This is a genomic window from Streptodolium elevatio (genome assembly GCF_053592165.1).
This window is the reverse complement of record NZ_JBSFVE010000003.1, coordinates 347,154-369,206: the sequence shown is the minus strand read 5'-3', so window position 1 is coordinate 369,206 and position 22,053 is coordinate 347,154. Positions and strand designations below refer to the sequence as shown.

Annotated in this window: 20 protein-coding genes and 1 tRNA gene; 10 read left to right on the top strand and 11 right to left on the bottom strand. The window is 71.1% G+C overall.

What is annotated here, in order from left to right; translation table 11 throughout:
• Positions 1-558 precede the first annotated feature (558 nt).
• Both ACWD12_RS09220 and ACWD12_RS09215 read right to left on the bottom strand, forming a co-directional pair.
• Positions 559-632, bottom strand: a tRNA-Pro gene (locus ACWD12_RS09220).
• 72 nt (positions 633-704) lie between these two features.
• A complete protein-coding gene (locus tag ACWD12_RS09215; protein ID WP_450098983.1) occupies positions 705-1,601 on the bottom strand; it encodes a metallophosphoesterase in 897 nt (298 codons plus the stop codon).
• 111 nt (positions 1,602-1,712) lie between these two features.
• On the opposite strand from ACWD12_RS09215, the gene ACWD12_RS09210 reads away from it, so the two are divergent.
• Entirely contained in the window at positions 1,713-2,168 is a 456-nt protein-coding gene (locus tag ACWD12_RS09210) for a GatB/YqeY domain-containing protein (RefSeq protein ID WP_358350530.1), read from the top strand.
• A gap of 92 nt (positions 2,169-2,260) precedes the next feature.
• On the opposite strand, the gene ACWD12_RS09205 is transcribed toward ACWD12_RS09210, so the two are convergent.
• The gene (locus ACWD12_RS09205) at positions 2,261-4,585 is read right to left on the bottom strand and encodes a transglycosylase domain-containing protein (protein ID WP_358350527.1); all 2,325 of its coding nucleotides are present in this window, start codon (positions 4,583-4,585) and stop codon (positions 2,261-2,263) included.
• Between the two features lie 356 nt (positions 4,586-4,941).
• Between ACWD12_RS09205 and ACWD12_RS09200 the strand changes: the two genes are divergently transcribed.
• Positions 4,942-5,265 (top strand): WhiB family transcriptional regulator, encoded by a 324-nt coding sequence (locus ACWD12_RS09200; RefSeq protein WP_358350524.1) that lies wholly within the window; start codon positions 4,942-4,944, stop codon positions 5,263-5,265.
• 266 nt (positions 5,266-5,531) lie between these two features.
• On the opposite strand, the gene ACWD12_RS09195 is transcribed toward ACWD12_RS09200, so the two are convergent.
• The 4 genes from ACWD12_RS09195 to ACWD12_RS09180 form a co-directional block, all read right to left on the bottom strand.
• The gene (locus tag ACWD12_RS09195; RefSeq protein ID WP_450098982.1) at positions 5,532-7,019 is read right to left on the bottom strand and encodes an ArsA family ATPase; all 1,488 of its coding nucleotides are present in this window, start codon (positions 7,017-7,019) and stop codon (positions 5,532-5,534) included.
• Positions 7,016-7,966, bottom strand: a complete 951-nt coding sequence (locus ACWD12_RS09190) for an ArsA family ATPase (protein WP_450099067.1) — start codon at positions 7,964-7,966, stop codon at positions 7,016-7,018. The genes ACWD12_RS09195 and ACWD12_RS09190 overlap by 4 nt, the downstream gene beginning before the upstream one ends.
• Positions 7,967-8,311: 345 nt before the next feature.
• Positions 8,312-9,547, bottom strand: a complete 1,236-nt coding sequence (gene kynU, locus ACWD12_RS09185) for a kynureninase (RefSeq protein ID WP_450098981.1) — start codon at positions 9,545-9,547, stop codon at positions 8,312-8,314.
• A 186-nt stretch (positions 9,548-9,733) separates the two neighbouring features.
• Positions 9,734-10,684, bottom strand: coding sequence for a tryptophan 2,3-dioxygenase (locus ACWD12_RS09180; RefSeq protein WP_450098980.1), 951 nt, complete (start codon positions 10,682-10,684; stop codon positions 9,734-9,736).
• 153 nt (positions 10,685-10,837) lie between these two features.
• Here ACWD12_RS09180 and ACWD12_RS09175 point away from each other — a divergent pair, with 153 nt between their 5' ends.
• From ACWD12_RS09175 to ACWD12_RS09155, 5 genes are all read left to right on the top strand, one after another.
• Positions 10,838-11,293 carry an Lrp/AsnC family transcriptional regulator gene (locus ACWD12_RS09175; protein WP_358350513.1) on the top strand — a complete coding sequence of 152 codons (456 nt, stop codon included), beginning with the start codon at positions 10,838-10,840 and terminating at the stop codon, positions 11,291-11,293.
• Positions 11,294-11,304: 11 nt separating this feature from the next.
• Positions 11,305-11,463 carry a DUF4177 domain-containing protein gene (locus tag ACWD12_RS09170; protein WP_231773247.1) on the top strand — a complete coding sequence of 53 codons (159 nt, stop codon included), beginning with the start codon at positions 11,305-11,307 and terminating at the stop codon, positions 11,461-11,463.
• Positions 11,460-11,933, top strand: coding sequence for a RidA family protein (locus tag ACWD12_RS09165; RefSeq protein WP_450098979.1), 474 nt, complete (start codon positions 11,460-11,462; stop codon positions 11,931-11,933). Before ACWD12_RS09170 ends, ACWD12_RS09165 begins: the two co-directional genes overlap by 4 nt.
• 403 nt (positions 11,934-12,336) lie before the next feature.
• Positions 12,337-13,182: an NUDIX hydrolase gene (locus tag ACWD12_RS09160; RefSeq protein WP_358350507.1), complete on the top strand. Its 846-nt coding sequence runs from the start codon at positions 12,337-12,339 to the stop codon at positions 13,180-13,182.
• A 61-nt stretch (positions 13,183-13,243) separates the two neighbouring features.
• Positions 13,244-14,062 carry an MBL fold metallo-hydrolase gene (locus ACWD12_RS09155; protein ID WP_358350504.1) on the top strand — a complete coding sequence of 273 codons (819 nt, stop codon included), beginning with the start codon at positions 13,244-13,246 and terminating at the stop codon, positions 14,060-14,062.
• Positions 14,063-14,246: 184 nt separating this feature from the next.
• Here the strand turns inward: ACWD12_RS09155 and ACWD12_RS09150 are convergent, their stop codons facing one another.
• The gene (locus ACWD12_RS09150; RefSeq protein WP_235053408.1) at positions 14,247-14,921 is read right to left on the bottom strand and encodes a Crp/Fnr family transcriptional regulator; all 675 of its coding nucleotides are present in this window, start codon (positions 14,919-14,921) and stop codon (positions 14,247-14,249) included.
• Positions 14,922-15,361: 440 nt separating this feature from the next.
• On the opposite strand from ACWD12_RS09150, the gene nth reads away from it, so the two are divergent.
• From nth to ACWD12_RS09135, 3 genes are all read left to right on the top strand, one after another.
• A complete protein-coding gene (gene nth / locus ACWD12_RS09145; RefSeq protein ID WP_358350501.1) occupies positions 15,362-16,165 on the top strand; it encodes an endonuclease III in 804 nt (267 codons plus the stop codon).
• The gene (locus tag ACWD12_RS09140; RefSeq protein WP_358350499.1) at positions 16,162-16,902 is read left to right on the top strand and encodes an NUDIX hydrolase; all 741 of its coding nucleotides are present in this window, start codon (positions 16,162-16,164) and stop codon (positions 16,900-16,902) included. Before nth ends, ACWD12_RS09140 begins: the two co-directional genes overlap by 4 nt.
• 223 nt (positions 16,903-17,125) lie before the next feature.
• Positions 17,126-18,310: a MarP family serine protease gene (locus tag ACWD12_RS09135; RefSeq protein WP_450098978.1), complete on the top strand. Its 1,185-nt coding sequence runs from the start codon at positions 17,126-17,128 to the stop codon at positions 18,308-18,310.
• Between the two features lie 634 nt (positions 18,311-18,944).
• Here ACWD12_RS09135 and ACWD12_RS09130 read toward each other — a convergent pair.
• The 3 genes from ACWD12_RS09130 to nhaA all read right to left on the bottom strand — a co-directional run bounded on the left by ACWD12_RS09130 (position 18,945) and on the right by nhaA (position 21,872).
• Complete coding sequence (locus ACWD12_RS09130; RefSeq protein WP_358350494.1) at positions 18,945-19,865, bottom strand: alpha/beta fold hydrolase; 921 nt, start codon at positions 19,863-19,865, stop codon at positions 18,945-18,947.
• A gap of 125 nt (positions 19,866-19,990) precedes the next feature.
• Positions 19,991-20,410, bottom strand: a complete 420-nt coding sequence (locus ACWD12_RS09125) for a phage holin family protein (RefSeq protein ID WP_450098977.1) — start codon at positions 20,408-20,410, stop codon at positions 19,991-19,993.
• A 115-nt stretch (positions 20,411-20,525) separates the two neighbouring features.
• A complete protein-coding gene (gene nhaA / locus ACWD12_RS09120) occupies positions 20,526-21,872 on the bottom strand; it encodes a Na+/H+ antiporter NhaA (protein WP_450098976.1) in 1,347 nt (448 codons plus the stop codon).
• Between the last annotated feature and the right edge of the window lie 181 nt (positions 21,873-22,053).

Below are 22,053 nucleotides of genomic sequence, written 5' to 3'. Positions count from 1 at the left end.
CTGCCGCGCCGGCGAGTGCGGTGGTGACCGCGGCGGGGGTACGTCCGGCTCCAGGTAGCCGGGGAGGATCACGCTGTCGGCGGACGCCAGGCGGTCCAGACCGTGCGCGACGGACAGCGGCGGGCCGCCGTGCACCGGGACCAGGCCGGGGCGTTCAGCGCAGACCGTGAGCGTGTACGGGCCGTCCCGCCAACTCCCGAAGACCTGCCAGGGAACGGCCGGCGCCCGCTACACCGTCCCAGGCGAATTCCTCCGCGAACGCGGCGAGCCGGGCGCCGTAACAGCCCTCGAACTAGGCGCCCGGGCGGCCCGCTGGGGCTCCTGACGCAACACCGCGTTCCCCGCCGGACGGCAGCGGGCGCCTCTCACACACCAAAGCCCGCATCAGACGCCCAACCCAGCCTGCACGGACGGGAACACGTCGCCGCCACCGTCATGACCAACGCGCCGCCGTCCTCCACCCAGCAGCGACGCGTCCGCCCGCACGACCCACACAATGCACGGCAATACGCCAGAGGCCCTTCCGGAAGATCCGGAAGGGCCTCTGGTACATCAGCGTCGGGGTGGCGGGATTTGAACCCACGACCTCTTCGTCCCGAACGAAGCGCGCTACCAAGCTGCGCCACACCCCGTTGATGCGCGTTTAGCTTAGCGGACGGGGGGGCCCAGGCGAAATCCGGTTTTGGTGGGGGAGAAGGTGCAGGTCAGGCGGGGGTGAGGGTGAGGAGGGTGGCCTCCGGGGGGCAGGCGAAGCGGAAGCGGGCGTAGCGGGAGGTTCCGCATCCGGCGGAGACGTGGAGGTAGGTCTCGTTGCCGGCGGAGTCGTAGCGGGAGAGGCCCTTGGCGCGCTTGCGGTCGAGGTCGCAGTTGGTGGTGAGGGCGCCGTAGAAGGGGACGCAGACCTGGCCGCCGTGGGTGTGGCCGGCGATGACGAGGGGGTAGCCCTCGGCGGTGAAGGCGTCGAGGGCGCGGCGGTAGGGCGCGTGGACGACGGCGAGGGAGAGTTGCGCGGAGCGGTCGGGGCCGCCGGCGACGAGTTCGTAGCGGTCGCGGTCGATGTGGGGGTCGTCGAGGCCCACGAGTTCGAGTTCGAGGCCTTCCAGCTTGAGGCGTCCCCGCGCGTTGTTGAGGTTCTCCCAGCCGGCGCCGTCGAAGCCGTCGCGCAGTTCGGTCCAGGGGTTCTCGACGCCGAAGCGGCGGGTGCCGTCGTCGCGGCGGAGGTAGCTGGTGGGGTCCTTGGGGCGGGGGGCGAAGTAGTCGTTGGAGCCGAAGACGTACGCGCCGGGGAGGGTGAGGAGGGGGGCGAGGGCGTCGAGGGTCTCGGGCACGGCCTCGGGGTCGGAGAGGTTGTCGCCGGTGTTGAGGACGAAGTCCGGCTTCAGGGCGGCCAGTCGGCGCAGCCATTCCTGCTTCTTGCGCTGGCCGCACACCATGTGGATGTCGGACACCTGGAGCACCCGGAGCGGGCGTGTGCCGCGGGGCAGGACTGGGACCTCTACGCGCCGGAGCCGGAACGATCGGGCCTCGTAGGCGGCGGCATAGGTCAGGCAGGCGGCACCCGTGGCGGCGATCCCCAGTGGAAGCGCAAACTTCGTTCGCATTCTTCCCATGGTTCCAGAGGTCGGGCTCGGGCGGGGAGCCGCTGGTCTGTGAGGCGTAACGGGTGGCTAATTGGGTGGGGGCGCGTGCGGGGCGGCTGCGACACTGGGGGCATGGGTACCTTCAAGAGCCGCCTCCAGACCGACCTGACCGAGGCCATTCGCGCACGTGACGAGCTGCGTTCCTCGACGCTGCGCCTCACGCTGACCGCGGTGACCAACGAGGAGGTCGCGGGCAAGGAGGCGCGGGAGCTTTCCGACGCCGAGGTGCTGAAGATCGTGGTACGCGAGGCCAAGAAGCGCCGCGAGGCCGCCGAGGCGTTCGAGCTCGGCGGTCGCGCCGAGTCGGCGGCGCGGGAGCGTGCCGAGGGCGAGATCCTCGCCGAGTACCTGCCCAAGCAGCTCGACGACGCGGAGTTGAAGGGCATCGTGGCGGCGGCGATCGCGGAGACGGGTGCCTCGGGGCCGTCCGCGATGGGCCAGGTCATGAAGGTGGTCCGGCCCAAGGTCGGGGACCGCGCCGAGGGCGGGCGCATCGCGGCGGAGATCAAGAGCCAGCTGGGGAGCTGACAGCGGGGGACAGGAAACGTGTGAGGCCCGCCCCGGGATCGGGGCGGGCCTCACACGTTGTCCGGGACGGGATCAGACGGGATCGGACGGGATCAGCGGTCGTTGCCCGGCGGCCTCGTCGTACCCGGGAATCCGGGGATCCCCGGAATGCCCGGTGTTCCGGGATTGGTGGGCGTGCCGGGTCGGCTCGGGTCGGGCTTGTTCTGGTCGTCGTCCGGCTTGTCCTCGGGCTTCGGCGCGTGCTGCGGCGCGGGCGGCGGGATGACGCCGGCGGCCGGCGGGGTGAACCTCAGCTCCTGCTGGCCGGCCAGGGCCTTGGTCATCGCCTTCTGCCAGATCGGAGCCGGGACCGAGCCACCGAAGACCTGGGTGACGCGCTTGCCGCCGATCATGATGCCGCCGGACGGCTCCATGGTCTTCTGCGTCTTCGGACCGCCGACCCAGACCGCCGTGGACAGCTGCGGCGTGTAGCCGACGAACCAGGCGTTCTTCTTCTCGTCCGTGGTACCGGTCTTGCCGGCCGCCTCGCGCGAGATGTTCGCCTGCTTACCGGTACCGCGCTCGGTCACGCCGTTGAGCAGGAAGTTGATGACGTCGGCGTTCTCGGCCTTCATCACCTGGCGGCAGTTGCTGCCGTCGACCGCCGGGATCGGCAGCTTGGTGCCGTCGAGGCGGGTGACCTCGGTGATGGCGCGCGGCTCGCAGTACTTGCCGCGGGCGGCGAAGGTCGCGTACGCGTTGGCCATCATCAGCGGGGTGACGGTGTTGGTGCCCAGGGTCAGGCCGGGGAGCTGGTCGAGCGGCTTGCCGTTGCCCTGGGTGATGCCCATGCTCGCGGCGAGGGTGGCGACCTGGCAGAGGCCGACTTCCTTCGACAGCATCACGAAGTAGGTGTTGATCGAGAACTGGAGCGCGGTCTGCATGTCGTACGTGCCGAACTCGCTCTTCGACTCGTTCTTCAGACCTCCGCCCTTGATGTCCTTGCCCGTCCACGACTCCGCGTAGAGGGGCTGGTTCTCGCAGTTGGTGAACTTCTCCTTGTCGTACTTGATGATGTACGAGTCGGTCGTGTACGTCTGACCCGGCGAGAACCCGGCCTCCAGCGCCGCCGCGGCCGTTATGGCCTTGAACGTCGATCCCGGCTGGAAGCCGAACGCCGAGCCGCCCAGCGCCTTCTCCACGGAGAAGTTGATGACGGTCTCGTTCTTGACGTCCTCGAAGCCGTACGGCCGGCTCTGCGCCATCGCCTTGATCTTGCCGGTCCCCGGCTCGACCATCACGACCGCGTCGGCGACCTCCTCCTGCTGGAGCACGCCTTCGGTGGCCGCCTTGTACGCCGCCTCCTGCATCTTCGGGTCGAGCGTCGTCTTGATGCGCAGCCCGCCCGCCCGCCACAGGGCGTCGCGCTCTTCCTTCGTCTTGCCGAACACGGGGTCGTTCTTCATGACGTTGCGCACGTAGTCGCAGAAGAACGCCGACCCGTTGAACTTGTTGGCGACCATGCAGCCGTTCTCCAGCGTCTGCACGTTCAGGTTCAGCTCGGTGAGCTTGGCCTGGTCCGCCTCGACCTGCGGGACCGCGCCGACCTCGGCCATGCGCTGGAGCACGATGTTGCGGCGCGTCTTGGCGGCCTCGGGCTGCGCGATCGGGTCGTACTTGGTCGGCGCGTTTACGACGCCGGCGAGCAGGGCCGCCTGAGGCAGCGTCAGGTCGCGGGCCTTGACGCCGAAGTAGCGGAAGGCGGCGGCCTCGACGCCGAAGGCGCGCTGGCCGAACGGGATGATGTTGAGGTAGCGCTCCAGGATCTGGTCCTTGGTGAAGCGCTGCTCCATCCCGATGGCGTACTTGAGCTCCTTGATCTTGCGGGAGAGCTCCTGCTTCGTGGCGTCCGCGACCTTGGCCTGGTCGTCGCCGGCCAGCTCGACGAAGATGTTCTTGACGTACTGCTGGGTCAGGCTGGAGCCGCCCTGGACCTCGCCGCCGGACTGGTTCTTGACGAGGGCTCGCAGCGTGCCCTTGAGGTCGATCGGCCCGTGCTCGTAGAACCGCGAGTCCTCGATGGCCACGATCGCCTTGCGCATGAGCGGCGCGACGTCGTTGATGCCGACGAGGATGCGGTAACGGTCGTAGACGGTGGCGAGCTGGTTGCCCGCGGCGTCGTAGATCGTCGACGGCTGGGCCAGGAACGGCGCCTCCAACTCGTCGGGGAAGTCGTCGAAGTTCTCCGCGCCGGCCTTCGCGGTCAGACCGAGTCCGCCGACGATGGGCAGCGCGATGCCCGCGACGAGGGCGCCGGCCAGGATGCTGGCGCCGATGAAGGCCGTGAGGCGGCCGGTGAATCCTATGAACGACCGCGGGCGCGTGGGACCTCGACCCGGTGCGCCGGGGCGGGTCCTGCCGGAGGGGGTACGGGCCATGCGGGAAAGACTACGTGGCGAAACCGCCCGCAAGTCGGAGGGACTTCGCCTAGTCTGTAACAGCAGCCGGGGGACAGCTCCCCGCACCTCGTTCACCCTTTCGAGTGAATTCGGGTGAAGGCGGGACCTACCCGGCGGACCCCCGGCGGGGGACTACGGGCCATAGCCCCTGGTCGCGCAAGAGTTTTCACCCGGACGGGTGGGCCCATATTTGCGCATAGTCCGTCCGGGTCATTCATGACCGCCCAGTAGGGGCTGTTGCGCGCGCCTGTCTTTTCGTAGCGTCCTGCTTGGCAACGGGATTTCCCCGTTGCCGCCGTAGGGGGAGCCTCGAATCGGGAGAGGACGGCACCAGCATGAGCTGGGTTACCGACTGGAACGCACTGGCAGCGTGCCGCGCCAGCGATCCGGATGAGCTGTTCGTGCAGGGGGCGGCCCAGAATCGCGCAAAGGCCGTATGCACCGGGTGTCCGGTGCGTACCGAATGCCTGGCCGACGCCCTCGACAATCGGGTCGAGTTCGGTGTCTGGGGAGGGATGACCGAGCGGGAACGCCGTGCTCTGCTGCGCCGCAGGCCGACGGTCACGTCCTGGCGCAGGCTCTTGGAAACGGCCCGCGAGGAGTACGAGCGGGACATCCACGCCGACTACGACAACCTGGGGTTGCGCGCGGCAGGCTGACGGGCGCACTTCAGCACCACGCACCATCACCACCACGCACGACCACGACGCACCACAACGAGGCACCACCACCGACGCGCAGGCGTCCGACGCGCACTCATGGTCCACGGGCCCGGGAGTCAGGCCCCGGCTCGGGGACCCGGGTGCCGCGCCAGGCATCCGCGCGCCGGACACCCGCCATCCACCCGGGACTTCGCGGGGCGCGGCCTGTCAGGGGCGGCGCCCGGCACGCTGTCGGAGCGTACGGCCGCCGGCGCGCACGCGGGTCAGCCCAGGTGGCGGCCGATCGTCCGCAGCCCGTCGAGGTCGTGGACGTCGCCCGGCAGCGCGGGTACCTCGACCAGGGGGACGTCCGGGTGGATCGACGTGAAGCGCGTCCGTACGCGCTCCTCGCGCCCGATCATCCGCAGCCGTTCCGCGTGCAAGGTGAGCAGCCCGGCGACCAGCCGAAGGTCCTCCGCCGACGGCCCGTCCGCGCCGGGCTCACTCACTTGCCCGCCCGAGGCCGCGGGGTCGCCCGAGTCGGCGTCGGGGGCGATGTCCGGGTCGGCGTCCGAGTCGGTGTGGGTATCGGTGTCCGTGTCTTGGGGCGCACTGTCGTCCGGGGCCAAGTCGGGATCCGCGTCCGGGTCCAGGTCCGGATCCACGTCCGCGTCCGGGTCCGCGTCCAGCTCCAGGGCTTCTTCCAGCAGCGTTTCGGCCGCGGCCGCGCTGCGCTCCGCGGACAGTTGGCCCGCCGCGGTTTCGTGCACGCGGTTGAGCACCAGCCCCGCGAGCGGCATGGCCTCGGCGTCCAGCCGTTCGACGAAGTACGCGGCCTCGCGCAGCGCGTCCTTCTCCGGCGCCGCCACCACCAGGAACGCCGTGCCGTGCGCCTGCAGCAGCTTGTACGTGGCGTCCGCACGCTTGCGGAAGCCCCCGAACGTCGTGTCGAGCGCGGCCACGAAGGTCTGGATGTCGGTGAGCAGATGCGTCCCGACGACCTTGCTGAGCGCACCCGTCATGAGCCCCATCCCGGCCGACAGGAACTTGAGCGCACCCCGCCCGCCGACCTTCGCCGGCGCGGACAGTATGCGGATGAGGCGCCCGTCGAGGAAAGATCCGAGCCGCTGCGGAGCGTCCAGGAAGTCGAGGGCGGAACGGCTCGGCGGGGTGTCGACGACGATGAGGTCCCACGTACCCCCGGCGTGGAGCTGGCCCAGCTTCTCCATCGCCATGTACTCCTGCGTACCGGCGAAGCTCGACGACAGCGACTGGTAGAAGGGGTTCTCCAGGATCTGCCGGGCGCGCTCGCCGTCCGCGTGCTGTTCGACGATCTCGTCGAACGTGCGCTTCATGTCGAGCATCATCGCGTGCAGGCTGCCGCCCTTGGTCTCGTCGACCCCGGCCACCTGCCGCGGCGTGTTGTCGAGTTCGGTCAGCCCCATCGACTGCGCGAGCCGACGTGCCGGGTCGATGGTCAGTACGACGACGTCGCGCCCGCGTTCCGCGGCACGCAGGGCGAGCGCCGCGGCGGTCGTGGTCTTGCCGACGCCGCCCGAGCCGCAGCACACGACGATGCGCGTGGCCGGGTCGTCGATCAGCGGGTCGATCTCCAGCGTGCGGGTGCGGGCGGCCGCCCGGGTCGCGGCCGGGCTCGCGGAGCGGCTCGTGGGGCGGCTCGTGGGGCGGCTAGTCGAGCGGGTTGTGGACCGGCCTCCGGACTGGCTCGCGGACCGGGTGCCCCGCGCGGAGCCCTTGCTCGCGGAAGTCATGCCACCCCTTGCTCGCGCAGTGCGTCGGCCAGGCGGTACAGGCCGCCCAGGTCGACTCCGTCGGGGAGCAGCGGCAGTTCATACACCGGCAGCCCGAGGCCGCGGACGGTACGCCGCTCCTCGGTCTCCAGCGCGATCCGGCTCGCGTGCTCGTCGGCCTCGTCCAGCAGCGCCGCCACGAGGGCCTTGGTGGGACGTACGCCCGCCGCCCGCAGCCCCGCGTCCAGCAGCTCCGGGCCCAGTCTGCGCCCGGTGTCGGTCTCGTCGTCGGCGCGCAACGGCGGTCGGGCCATGTTGACCACCACCCCGCCGACCGGAAGCCCGGTGCCGCGCAGTTCGGCGACGCCGTCCACGGTCTCCTGCACCGGCATCTCCTCCAGCAGCGTCACCAGGTGCACCGCGGTCTCGGGGGAACGCAGCACCCGCATGACCGCCTCGGCCTGCGAATGGATCGGACCGAACCGGGCGAGCCCGGCCACCTCGGTGTTGACGTTGAGGAAGCGGCTGATGCGGCCCGTCGGGGGCGCGTCCATGACCACCGCGTCGTACGCCCATTGGCCGCGGTCGCCCTTGGCCCGGCGGCGTACCGACTCGCACGCCTTGCCGGTCAGCAGCACGTCGCGCAGGCCGGGGGCGATGGTGGTCGCGAAGTCGATAGCGCCCAGCTTCTTGAGGCCCTTACCGGTGCGGCCCAGGTGGTAGAACATGTCGAGGTAGTCGAGCAGGGCCTCTTCGGGGTCGATGGCGAGCGCGTACACCTCGCCCCCGCCCGGGGCGACCGCGATCTTGCGTTCCTCGTAGGGGAGTTCGGCGGTCTCGAAGAGCTGGGCGATGCCCTGCCGCCCCTCGACCTCCACGAGCAGGGTCCGGCGTCCGTCGTGGGCAAGGGCCAGCGCGAGCGCCGCGGCGACAGAGGTCTTGCCGGTGCCGCCCTTACCGCTGACCACGTGGAGGCGGACGCCCTCCCAATCGGTGTCCCCGTCGGATTTCGGGCCCGCCGTGCGGGGATTGTCCGGTTCAGTCACCTGGCTCACATTGTCGAGACTAACCACCCCTCGGGCGACCGAACCGCCCGCGGTCCGTGCGGGTGACCGGCATCACTCCCCCTGGCGTGCCCGAGGACCGCCGTCGGCTTCGCGCGGGCTCCGCATGCCGCCGCGGGCTTCCGCATGCGTCCGGCGGGCTCCGCACGCTTCCCGCGGGTTCGGTTACGCGTCCCGCGGCTTCTGTGCGGTCCGGCGGCTTTGTGCGCGTCGGGTGGGTTCCGTACGCGTCCGGCCGCTGTACTTCGGTCAGGTGACGGTCGCGCGCACTGCGAAGCGCGGGTCCCGGTGGCTGCCGGAGGCCAGGACGTCGCCGAGTGCGGCGGCGGCGTCGACGACGTCCGAGTAGGAGACATACAGCGCGTTGAAGCCGAACCGCAGGATGTCGGGCGGCCGTACGTCGCCGATCACGCCCCGCTCGATGAGCGCCGCCATGATCGGGTGCGCCTCGTCGTGCCGTACCGCGACCTGGCTGCCGCGGCGGGCGTGCTCGCGCGGGGTGGCGACCTCCAGGCCCAGTTCGTCGACGCACGCGATGAACAGGTCGGTCAGCGCGAGGCTCTTGGCCCGGATCGCGGCCATGCCGGTCTCCCGGAAGACGCCGATCGCGGACTCCAGGGCGAGCATGCCGAGGATCGGGGGACTGCCGATGCGGGCGCGCGCGATGCCGTCGGCGGGCCGGTAGCCGGGCTCCATCGCGAACGGCTCCTGGTGGCCGTGCCATCCGGTGAGCGCGGGGTCGAAGACGTCGTGCAGGCGGTGTGCGACGTACAGGAAGGCGGGGGCGCCGGGACCGCCGGACAGGTACTTGTACGTGCAGCCGACCACGAAGTCCAGGTCGTGCGCGTCCGCGTCGATCGGTACCGCGCCCGCGGTGTGGCAGACGTCCCACAGCGCCAGCGCGCCGGCGTCGTGGGCCGCGCGCGTGATTCCCGCGAGGTCGCGCAGTTCCCCGGTGCGGTAGTCGACGTGGTTGTACGCCGCCACCGCGACGTCCGCACCCTCCGCCCCGCCCAGGACGGCGGCGGCCTCGCCGGCGGGCACACGCCGTACCCTCGCGCCGCACAGCCGTGCCACCGAGTCGGCGAGGTAGCCGTCGGTCGGGAACGTGTCGGGGTCGGTGAGGATCACCGAGCGCCCCGGCCGCAGGCGTACGGCCGCGACCAGGGCGTTGAACAACTGCACCGACGTCGAGTCGCCGCACACGACCTGGCCCTCGGCGGCACCGATGAGCGGCGCGATCGCGGCGCCCACCCGGGTCGGCGCGTTCCACCAGTCGTTGTCGTTCCACGAGCGGATCAGGTCCACGCCCCACTGCCGCAGGACCACGTCGTCGAGGGCGTCCGGCACGTCGTCGGGCAGCGCGCCCAGCGAGTTGCCGTCGAGGTAGACGACACCCTCCGGGAGACGGAAGCGCTTGCGCAGCGGGGCCAGCGGATCGCGGGCGTCGAGGGCCAGGGCGTGGGCGCGGGACGTGTCGGACACGATCGGTTCCCCAAACGGATTCGGCAGGCGATTCGGGAGGAGGTTGCGGCGGACGGGCTCGGCGGGCCGGGTTCGGCGGGCCGGGTTCGGCGGTGCCGGGTTTGGCAGGCGGGTTCGGTGAGCGGATCAGGGAGGAGACTGCGGCGGACGACACGGGTCGTCGAACCCGTGCGGGCCTCGGGCGAATCAGATCACGGACGTGCGCATCGTCCACAGATCCGGGAAGACCCGGTCGCGCACCGTACGCTCCAGCCACTCCGCCCCCGAGGACCCGCCCGTGCCGGGGCGGTTGCCGAGCGCCCGCAGCGTGGCCGCGAGGTGCCGCTCGCGCCAGCGCGTCCAGCGCTCGGAGAGGTCGGTGAGCACCTCGCCCAGGTCGCGCAGGTCGGGGTACGCGGTGCCGGTGGCGAACACCTCGGCCCATGCCGCCTCGACGCCGGGATCCGGCTGGTAGGGGCGGGTCCGGTCGGCCTCCAGCGTGGCGGCGGGCACCGGCAGGCCGCGGCGGTGCAGGGCGGCGAGCGCGGCGTCGTACAGGCTCGGGGCGTGCAGGGCGGCGTCGAGTTCCGCGTGTACGGAGGGCACTCCGGCGTACAGGCGCATCACGTTCGCGCGCTTCAGGCCAAGCAGGAACTCCAACTCGCGGTACAGGTGCGACTGGAAGCCGGACGCCTCGCCCAGCGCCTCGCGGAAAGCCCCGAACTCGGCCGGGGTGAGCGTCGCCAGCAGGTCCCACGAGTCGACCAGGACGTCCGCCTGGCGCACGCTGCGCCGCAGTACGCGCGTCGCGTCGGCCACCTCGTCGCGGTCGAGCAGCCCGCGCGCGACCGTCCACTCGTGCTTGAGCAGCGCGAACAGCAGTTCCATCACCTGCGACGCGATGACGAACGACATCTCGGCCGGCTCGTCGGTGCGCGGGTGCTGGAGGCTGAGCAGGCGGTCCAGGCCGACGTAGTCGGCGTAGGGCGGCTGGTCGGCGTACGCGGTGCGCGGCTGCTGCGGCGTCGGCTGCGGTGGCTGCTGCGGCTGGGCCTGAGCGCGTGGCCCCGCCGTGCCGTTCGCTGCGCTGCTGCCGCCCATTCCCATGGGACAGATCCCGGACATGCCGACCTCTGTTCCCGCGGTCGCGCCGCCCATCACCCACCACCTCGCTGCCGGTCCTCTGCGTGCCTTATATCGAAGCGCCGCATCGAGGAGTTGTGAATGGATGATCCAAGGGCCTGAAGGCCGATCGTCTTACGATAGGAAAGCAAAGCAAACCACTGCTTGACGATCGAAAAGGTGCCTCGCATGGCGCTGGATGCGTCCGACCGGCGGCTCCTCGAGGAGCTCCAGCGAGACGCGCGCGTCTCGTACAACGAACTTGCGCGGCGCGTGGGACTGTCCCCGCCCACCGTCGCCGACCGGGTGCGCCGCATGGAGCGCGCCGGCGTGATCACCGGGTACCACGCGCACGTCGACCCCGCGGCGGCCGGGCGCGGCGTCATCGCTCTCGTACGCATGAACTGCTACGGCCCCGGCTGCCTGCTGCGCCGCGACGCGGACGAGGTGCGGGACTGGCCCGAGCTGCTGCAACTGCACCGGGTCACCGGCGACGCCTGCTGCCTGCTCATGGTGGCGACCCCGACGATGCACGACTTCCAGGTGCTGATCGACCGGCTGGCCGAGCACGGCACACCGTCCAGCACGATGGTCCTGTCGAGCCCCGTCCCGTGGCGTGCGGTCGACACCCCCGAGCCGCGTTAGAGTCCCGTCCCATGAAGAAGTGGGAGTACTTCACCGCGCCGTTGCTGATCCACAACACCAAGCAGATCCTCGACACCTTCGGTGAGGACGGCTGGGAGCTCGTCCAGGTCGTGCCTGGGCCGAACCCGGAGAACCTGGTGGCGTACTTCAAGCGGGAGAAGCAGTCGTGACCGACGAGTTCGTGCACCCGGAGGACCGGCTCGCCCAGCTCGGGCTGACCCTCCCGGGTGTGGCGGCGCCGGTCGCCGCGTACGTTCCGGCGCTGCGTACCGGCAACTACATCCACACCTCGGGCCAGCTCCCGATGGTGGAGGGCAAGCTGCCGCAGACCGGCAAGGTCGGCGCCGAGGTGACGCCCGAGGACGCCAAGGCGCTCGCGCAGCGCTGCGCCCTCAACGCGCTGGCCGCGGTCAAGGCGGAGCTGGGCGACCTCGCGCTGGTACGCCGCGTGGTCAAGGTCGTCGGGTTCGTCGCGAGCGACCCCGGCTTCACCGGCCAGCCCGCGGTGTTGAACGGCGCGAGCGAGCTGCTGGGCGAGGTCTTCGGCGAGGCGGGCAAGCACGCCCGCAGCGCGGTCGGCGTCGCGGTCCTGCCGCTGGACGCGCCGGTCGAGGTGGAGATCGTCGTCGAGGTCGTCTGATCCTTCCGCTTCGCTGACCGGGGACGCATTCCGGCGGTCCGTCGAGCCGGACCGGCCGTGGTGGGGCGTCGGGGCCGAGCTGTGCGGCGGCGCGACGAGGCCGGCTGCGCGGCGGTTCTTCGAGGGGCGGGTGTGTGCGCCGTGTGTTCGGTGCGTGCGCACCCGCCCTTTACGACGTCCTGGCCGTGTGCCTTGATGCCACGCACGATCCTGGGTTCTAGCTCAGGGAGGCTGCTGTGGGGCTTCCAGGGGGTGTCCGGGGGGGCAGTTCAGGACCAGTTCCGGGTCAGTTCCGGGGCAGCTCGGGGGCATTTTCGAGGAAGGCCCGGTGACGCCGGAACAGCGGCGTGCCGGAAAACTGACGACCTGTCAAAAGTTCTCGACGCCGCGTAGCATCCGCCGCATGACATCGCCCGGCTTCCCCGCGTCCTGGCTGGAGCGCGCCCGCGCCATTCTCGACGGTGACCTCGTGCCCGCCGAGCCGCGCCGTGCGGCCACCGTCGTCCTGCTGCGTCAGCGGCCGGAGGGGCCTGAGGCGTACCTGCTCCGGCGGCACGCGGGCATGAAGTTCGCCGCCGGGATGTACGCGTTCCCAGGCGGCGCGGTCGACCCGCGCGACGCCGACCACGAGGTGGGGTGGGCCGGCCCGGCCCCCGAGGACTGGGCGAAGCGCTTCGGGACGTCGCCCGCCGAGGCCCGGGCGATCGTCGCGGCGGCGGTACGCGAGACGTTCGAGGAGTCCGGCGTCCTGCTCGCCGGCCCCGACACCGACTCGGTTGTGTCCGACACCACGGGCGACGACTGGGAGGCCGACCGCGTGGCGCTGGTCGACCGTACGCTCGGCCTCACCGAATTCCTCGACCGGCGCGGCCTAGTGCTGCGCTCGGACCTGCTCGGCGCGTGGTCGCGCTGGGTCACCCCCGAGTTCGAGGACCGGCGCTACGACACGTGGTTCTTCGTCGCGGCGCTGCCGGAGGGGCAGCGCACGCGCGACGTGTCGGGCGAGGCGGACCGCGTGGCCTGGGCCCGGCCCGCCGACGCACTGGTCGGCCTGAAGGCCGGCGAACTCGGCATGCTGCCGCCGACGATCGAGACGCTGCGCAATCTCGCGGCGTACGACTCGCCTGCCGCGGCCAGGGACGCGTCCGCCGACCGCGACCTCGCGCCGATCATGGCCAGGCCGCGGTTGGACGGGGACCGGCTGGTCATCGAGTGGGCCGGCATCGCGGACCCGTTCGGGACGGCTTGAGCGGGCCGTCAAAACCGATCCCGCCCGAACGGACTCGAAAGCACTCGGAAAGACTGGGCACATGGACTCTTACCGCATCCCCGGGGACCCGCGGCAGGTCGTGGCGGGTCCGGCGACCACACGTACGACCTGTGTCCTGGCCCCCAACGCGAACCCGATGACGCTGGACGGCACCAACACGTGGCTGGTCGCCGAGCCGGACGCCGACCGCGCGGTGGTGATCGACCCCGGGCCGCTCGACGAGGGACACCTCGCGGCGGTGCTGGCGGCCGCCGAGCAGCGCGGGGTACGCGTCGCCGAGATCCTGCTGACCCACGGGCACCCGGACCACTCCGAGGGGGCCGCGCGGCTCGCGGAGCTGGCCGGGTGCGGTGTGCGGGCGCTCGACCCGGCCCACCGGCTCGGTACCGAGGGGCTCGTGGAGGGCGACGTGGTCACCACGGGCGGGCTCGAGCTGCGCGTCATGGCGACCCCGGGCCATTCGTGGGACTCGCTGTCGTTCGTGCTGCCCGCCGACGACCTGGTCTTGACCGGCGACACGATCCTCGGGCGCGGCACCACGGTGGTCGCGCACCCGGACGGCACGCTGGGCGACTACCTCGACTCGCTGGCCCGTCTGCGGGCGCTGGTCCAGACGGGTGAGGTGAGCCGTGTCCTGCCCGCCCACGGGCCCGTCCTCGACGACGCCCTCGGCGTCGTCGAGTTCTATCTCGAACACCGCGCGCAGCGCCTCGCCCAGGTCGAGGAGGCCGTGGCCCTGGGCGACACCACCGCCCGCGAGGTCGTCGAGCGGGTGTACGCCGACGTAGACAAGGGCCTGTGGTGGGCGGCCGAGATGTCGGTCCGCGCCCAGCTCGACTACCTCAAGCGACGCCAGTAGCCAGGCAAGGCCCTTAGCCAACAAGCAACACCACTAGCCGCGGCCTGCGGCCAGCGGGAGTGAGGCGTCCGCCCGCGAACGGTCTGGTGTGCCGAGCCTGGGGACATCCCCATGGCCAGGGAGGCGACCCCAAGGCAAGCGCCCCCGAAGCCGGAGCCCGAAACCCCGAAGCCGGACACCCGCCTCAGCGCGAGCGGCGCGAGAGACGCTCGACGTCGAGGAGCACCACGGCCCGCGCCTCCAGGCGCAGCCAGCCGCGGCTGGCGAAGTCCGCCAGCGCCTTGTTGACCGTCTCGCGCGAAGCGCCGACCAACTGGGCCAGCTCCTCCTGCGTGAGGTCGTGCGCCACGTGGATGCCTTCCTCGGCCGGCACGCCGAAGCGGCGTGACAGGTCGAGCAGCGCCTTGGCCACGCGGCCCGGCACGTCCGAGAACACCAGGTCGCCCAGGCTCTCGTTGGTGCGACGGAGACGCCGGGCTATCGCCCGCAGCAGCGACAGCGCGACCTTCGGCCGGCCGTTCAGCCACGGCTGGAGGTCCTGGTGTCCCAGGCCCAGCAGGCGTACGTCGGTCAGCGCCGTGGCCGTGGCGGTACGCGGCCCCGGGTCGAACAGCGACAACTCGCCGAACATCTCGCTCGGCCCGAGCACCGCGAGCATGTTCTCCCGGCCGTCGTTCGAGCTGCGGTGCAGCTTGATCTTGCCTTCGATGACCACGTACAGACGGTCGCCCGGGTCGCCCTCATGGAAGAGCGAGTCACCGCGCTCGAGCCCGACCTCGGTCATGGAGGCACGCAGCTCGGCGGCGTCCTCGTCCTCGAGTGCCGCGAACAGCGGCGCCCGCTGCAGAACGTCGTCCACGAGGGGTCCCTCCTTGCCGGTCCCGATCATCCGATCGGAGCCTGGCGGTCAAACAGTGCGATCGGTCACAGTCTGACGCACGCGGATCAGGTTTGTTCACGCGGGTGGTCCGACTCACTATCCGGAGGCTTCCGGGTGTCTCGGACATATCCCCTTGCGTGATCATGTGTATGCGTGGTGATACGAGGATCTCACCGACTCCGCGACGCCGCCTCCAGGGCCCCGACTCCGCCGCTCCATCAGCCGCCCCCACCCCGAATCGCCGCCGCACACCGCGCCGACAGGCCGCCGAAAGAGCCGCCGAAAAGCCGACGAGAAAGCCGCCGTACGCCGCTCAGCGCTCCTCAACGCCGCAGTACGCCGCGATTCGCCACCGTCCGCCGGAGGCGTCCGAAGGTCGCGCACCCCATGTGTAGCACCCGTCTGCGTACTCTGGCCGGGTGCCCGTGAAAAAGCAGGAGAGCCGCGTCGCTCTCGTCCGCCGCGCCCGTCGGATCAACCGGGAACTGGGGGAGTTGTATCCCGGTGCGCACTGTGAGCTGGACTACGACAACGCCTTCCAACTCCTCGTCGCCGTCGTGCTCTCCGCGCAGACCACCGACCGCAGCGTCAACAACGTCACGCCGACGTTGTTCGCGCGGTACCCGGATGCGGAGGCGCTGGCCAAGGCCGAGCCTGCGGAGCTGGAGGCGATCGTCAAGCCGACCGGGTTCTTCCGGGCGAAGTCCCGCTCGATCATGGGGCTCGCCCAGGCGCTGTGCGACAAGTTCGGCGGCGAGGTGCCCCGCAAGCACGCGGATCTGGTGACCCTGCCCGGGGTGGGCCGCAAGACCGCCAATGTGGTGCTCGGCGAGGCGTACGGCGTGCCGGGCATCAGCGTCGACACCCACTTCGGCCGACTGGCCCGCCGCTTCGGCTGGACCGCCGAGGAGGACCCGGTCAAGGTCGAGCACGAGGTCGGCGCGCTGTTCCCGAAGAAGGACTGGACGCTGCTCTCGCACCGGGTGATCTTCCACGGCCGCCGCGTGTGCCATTCCCGCAGGCCCGCCTGCGGGGCGTGCGGAATCGCGCCGCTGTGCCCGTCGTTCGGGGAAGGGGAGACCGACCCCGACAAGGCACGCAAGCTCTTGAAGTACGAACTGGCCGGGCAACCCGGCCAGCGCCTTCGGCCACCGGCGACGCCGGTGCTCGCGATCGGGGCCGCACCCGCCGACGGGGCGGCACCAGGAGAAGGGACCGTATGACCGAGACCGATCCGGTGACCCGTCAGGACGCGCCGATCGTCGAGGACGGACTGCCCGCGTGGCTCCGTCCGTTCGCCGACGCGGCCCGTGCCGTCAGCCCAGAGCAGCTCAGCCGTTTCCTGCCGCCCGAGCAGGGCGGCCGGCAGTCGGCGGTGCTGATGCTGTTCGGCGAGGGCGAGGACGGCCCCGACGTCCTGCTGCTCGAACGCTCCCACACGCTGCGCAAGCACGCGGGCCAGCCTGCCTTCCCGGGCGGCGCGATCGACCCCGAGGACGCCGGGCCGGTCGACGCGGCGTTGCGCGAGGCGCAGGAGGAGACCGGGCTGGACCCGTCGTGCGTGCAGGTGTTCGGCATGCTGCCGCCGCTCTACATCCCGGTCAGCAACTTCGTGGTGACGCCGATCCTGGCGTGGTGGCGGGACGACTGCCCGGTGGCGCCGGTGGACGCGGGCGAGGTCGCGCGCGTCGTACGGGTGCCGCTCGGCGACCTGACCGACCCGCTGCACCGGGCGCGCCTGCGGCATCCCACCGGCTACCTCGGGCCGGCCTTCCTGGTGGACGGCATGGTCGTGTGGGGGTTCACCGCGGGCCTGCTGGACCGCACCATCGCGCTGGCGGGGTGGGAGCGGCCGTGGGACCACGAGCGCGAGGTCGAACTCACCGAGGCGCAGTGGCGGCTGGCGCGGCGCGGGTACGACCGGTACGAGGAGACCGCGTCCGACCCGGCGTCGGGCTGACATACCCGGCTCTCGTACCAGACCGACGTACCAGACCGACGTATCGGGCTGACGTGTCGGGCACACGTGTCGGGCCGCGTACCGCGCTGACATCCCGTCACGACGGTTGGGGGCGACGGTCCGACGCGACCGCGCGCGGGGCGTGTGCCAGGCACGTCACACCACGTCGACGAGCCCGTCGCCACTGCGGACATCAGGTATCCCGCCGTGAGAACGTGACACGGTGAACGTCCTCGACCTGATCCTCATCGTCGCCGCAGTGGCGTTTGCGGTCTCCGGCTACCGGCAGGGCTTCATCGTCGGCGTGCTGTCGTTCGTCGGATTCCTCGGCGGCGGCGTGCTCGGGATGTGGCTCGTGCCGTACATCCTCGAGCACTTCGAGCCGGGGCTCGGCCCGTCGATCGCGGCGATTTGCGTCGTGCTCGTCCTGGCCACCCTGGCCCAGGCGATGGCGACGGCACTGGGCAGCAGACTGCGTCGCCACCTGACGTGGCAGCCCGCCCGGATCGTGGACGCCGCGGGCGGCGCGGTCGTGAGCGTGTCCGCGCTGCTGGTCGTGGTCTGGCTGATCGGCTCGTCGGTGGCCGGTTCGACGATGCCGACGGTCGCGCGCGAGGTACGCGGGTCGCAGGTGCTCGGCGGCGTGCAGAAGGTGCTCCCGCAAGGCGCCGACACGTGGTTCTCGTCGTTCAGCAACCTGCTCGACAGCAACGGCTTCCCGCAGGTCTTCAGCCCGTTCGTGCACGAGGACATCCCGCAGGTCCCGCCGCCGGACCCGGCGCTGCTCAACTCGCCTGCCGTGCAGAGCACGCGCGACAGCATCGTGAAGATCGTCGGCACCGCCAAGAGTTGCGGCAAGGTCATCGAGGGCTCGGGCTTCGTGTTCGCGCAGAACCGCGTCATGACCAACGCGCACGTGGTCGGCGGCGTGCGCAAGCCGACCGTGCAGATCGGCGGCGAGGGCAAGCAGTACGAGGCCGAAGTCGTGCTGTACGACTGGCGCCGCGACATCGCGGTCCTCGCGGTGCCCGGACTCAAGGCCAAGCCCCTGGAGTTCGAGCAGAAGGCGCCGCCGGGCTCGGACTCCCTGGTGATCGGCTTCCCGGAGAACGGCGCCTTCCACGTCGAGGCGGCGCGCGTGCGGGCGCAGATCAAGGCCGGCGGACCGGACATCTACAAGCGCGGAACGGTCAGCCGCGACGTCTACTCGCTGTACGCCAAGGTCCGCCAGGGCAACTCGGGCGGCCCGCTGATCTCCCCGGAAGGCAAGGTCTACGGCGTGATCTTCGCGAAGTCGCTGGACGACGACTCGACCGGATACGCGCTCACCGCCGAGGAGATCCGCGAGGACATCACGGCCGGCATTCGCAACACCAAGCCCGTCGACACGCAAGGGTGCGCGCTGTAGCGGTACGCACCCGCCGACCGCCGACCCGCCCCCGCGGGTCCGCGGCAGCACGCCCGCGACAGCAATCCGCAGCCGCAAGTCCGCACGCGCGGCTGCGTGGTCGCGGCCGTACGGTCGCCGTGGTGCGTCCGCGCAGGCGTGCATGTACGCCGCCTGGCGGCAGTGGTGTGCGGATGCCTGGGGCCGAGGCCTACCGGGCGCGTATCCGCAAAGAAAGCCAGCGCACGCGCCGGCGCAATATGGCGACCAGTCCCGCGAGATGCCCCGCGCGGTCGGGGGACGTCCAGTGGTACGTCCGGCTCATGTCCCGGCGCCTACCCAGGCGCTTCAGCGGATAACCGCGCGATGCCATGCGCACAGGATTTCACGGGTACGGCTCGTCCTGGTTTGTAGATAACTGCCAGGAATTCCCGCTCAGTTGATCGAGATGATCTAGTGCGGGTGGCGCCCGCCGCACCGCCTCCACCACCCACGGATCACCGTGTCCCGGTTCACCCCGAGCCTTCACCCGACCGGAACGCCCCGACCGGAACGTTCGACCGCCCGGAACGCCCGGCCGCTCTGAACGCCTGCCCGACCGGGAGACCCGATCGGGACACCCGACCGGACCCCGCCCGACCGGCGGCACCGGCACTCAGCGTTCCGGCTCCGGGTCCTTCAGCCAGTTCAGCAGCTCGTGCGTGAACGTGTCCGGGGCTTCCTCGTGCGGGAAGTGCCCGACGCCGTCGAGCAGTCGCCAGCGGTACGGGGCTTCGACGTACCGCCCCGAACCCGCCGCCGTGCGCGGCAGGATGGCGGTGTCGAGCGCACCGTGCAGATGCAGGGTCGGCACCCCGACCGGTGTTTTCATGCGCGCGGCGTACTGCAGGCCGTCGGGGCGCGGCAGAGAGCGCATCAACCACCGGTAGTGCTCGGCGGCGCAGTGCGCGGTGCCCGGGATCAGCATCGCGCGCCGGTAGCGCTCGGCGACCGCGGCGTCCGGCCAGCCGGGCGCCGCCCACTCGCCCATGAGGTCCTCGACCATGGCCGCGTCGTCGCGCACGAGTTGCCGCTCGGGCACCCACGGGCGCTGGAACGAGAAGATGTGCCGGCTCGCGGCGATCTGGTGGCGGTCCGTCAGCAGCGCGGTGCGCAGGCGGCGCGGGTGCGGCATCGAGACGGCGACCAGGCGGCGTACGAGCTTGGGACGCAGCACCGCGGCGGTCCACGCGAGCGAGGCGCCGACGCCGTGCCCGGCGACGATCGCGTCCGGTTCGCCGAGCGAGCGGATGACGCCGGTGACGTCGAGGGCCAGGGTGATGGAGTCGTAGCCGCGCGGCGGCCGGTCACTGCCGCCGTACCCGCGCAGGTCCATCGCGACCGCCCGGAACCCGGCGCGCGCGAGCGCCTCCATCTGGTGGCGCCACGTCCACCAGAACTCGGGGAAGCCGTGCAGCAGCAGGATGACCGGCCCCTCGCCGAGTTCGGCGATATGGAAGCGCGCACCGTTCGCCGAGATGTCCCGGTGTGTCCAGGGACCGTCGATATTGACCGCAGAGCTCTCGGGAACCGTCACGTCAGCAGACTTGCACACATCGCGGCGCGTCCGGTGGAGCCCTGCGCGCCCGGTAGGTCACATGTGTTCCGCGGCCCCGTGCCGCCTCGCCGACCAGGCGCGCTGCCGCCGCGCGTCCCGGCGCATCAGCCGACGTTCTTGAGTGCCGCCACCGTCTCCTGCGTGGACCGGATAGTGCGCTGCGGCGGTCGGACCTTCTTGAACGACATGACGCCGAAAAGCCCCAGCAGGACCGCGAGCAGCAGGTAGGCGCCGCCGACGATCAGGAACGACCAGCCGAGGCCGAGTCCGAGCGCGTGGATGCCGTACGCGATCGCGACGCTAAGGAACGGGAACGCGAAGAACGCCAAGGCGCCCGCGACGATGAACGCCCCGCTTCCCTTGGCCGCGTGGACGACGTTGATCTTGATCTCGCTCTTGGCGAGCTCGATCTCGCTGCGGACCAGCGTGGACATGTCCCGCGTCGCGTCGGAGAACAGCTCGCCCAGGGACCGCTGGCTGTCGACGGGCACGTCCTGCGCGCGGGGCCTCTCGGTGCCTGACATGCTCTCTCCTCGTCGTGCTACCGGCGTGTAGCCCCGATCATGCCCTGCCTCGGCGCCCGCTATCCAGCGGGGCGCGGCGTACGGGTGTGACAGATGTGTCGCGTTTCGCCCGGCGTCAGTCGCCGGAGGTGCCGCCGAACCCCTTCGGCGCCTGTTTGAGCTTCGCGTCGTGGGCGCGGCGGGCGTCCTCCTGGTAGATGTCCGGGATGCCGTCGCCGTCGTCGTCGCGGTCCTCGGCGTCGATCAGCGCGCGGTACCGGTTGTTCCTTATCCGCAGCAGAACGGCGGCGCCGAGCGCGGCGAGCAGCGAACCGGTGAGCACGGCGGCCTTGGCCTGGTCGGTCATCCCGGGGTCGGTGTCGAACGCGAGTTCGCTGATGAGCAGCGAGACGGTGAACCCGACGCCCGCGAGCATCGCGAGGCCGAGGACGTCCGCCCAGGCAAGGTCCTCGTTGAGCTCCGCACGGGTGAACCGGGCAGCCAGATAGGTGCCGCCGAAAATGCCGACGGCCTTGCCCAACACCAGGCCCAGGACGATGCCGAGAGGCATGCGGTGGGTGAAGACGTCGCCGAGCGCGGTCGCCGACACCGCGACGCCGGCGGAGAAGAGCGCGAAGACGGGGACCGCGATGCCGGCCGAGATAGGGCGTACGACGTGCTCCAAGTGCTCGGCGGGCGACGCCTCCTCGTCCTTGTCCGGGAGCACGCGCATCAGCAGGCCCATCGCCACGCCCGCGACGGTGGCGTGCACGCCGCTCTCGTGCACGAGCACCCAGATGACCAGGGCGAGCGGCACGTAGAACCACCAGCCCCGTACCCGGTGGCGCTGCAGCAGGTAGAAGACCACGAGCCCGGCGACGGCGATGCCGAGCGCCCAGAACTTGACCTGCTCGGTGTAGAAGACCGCGATGACCAGGATCGCGAGCAGGTCGTCGACGACGGCGAGTGTGAGCAGGAACGCGCGCAGCGCCGAGGGCAGGTTGGTGCCGATGACCGCGAGCACCGCGAGGGCGAAGGCGATGTCCGTGGCGGTCGGGATGGCCCAGCCGTCGAGGTTGTCGCCGCCCGCGTTGACCGAGAAGTAGAAGAGCGCGGGCATCGCCATGCCGCAGACCGCCGCGATGACCGGCAGTGCGGCGGCCGAGGGCGAGCGCAGTTCGCCGACCACCAGTTCGCGCTTGAGTTCGATGCCCGCCACGAAGAAGAAGACGGCCAGTAGGCCATCGGACGCCCACGATCCGAGCGAGAGGTTCAGGTGCAGCGACTCGGGACCGAGGCGGTAGTTCTTGAGGTCCTCGTAGGCGTCGCTCCACCCGGAGTTCGCCCAGATGAGGGCCACGACCGCGGCGATCAGCAGGAGCGCGCCGCCGACCGTCTCGGTGCGCAGCGCGTCGGCGACGAAGTTCCGCTCTGCGAGGGTGGACGGCCGCCGAAGGAAGGTACGGCGGAGGGCGGAACGCACGGATGGGCCTCCTGGTCGCGACGGCTCGCAGGCCTATACCGCACTGCGAATCGGACAAAACTGGTGGATACGTGATGTATCCCGCCGACCAGGCTTCCCGGCATGCCTCCTGGCGAGGGAGGCCCTTTGTACGTCGGGCGCCGATGCCGCCTCGCGTGCCGACGGCACCGCGCGGGCGGCT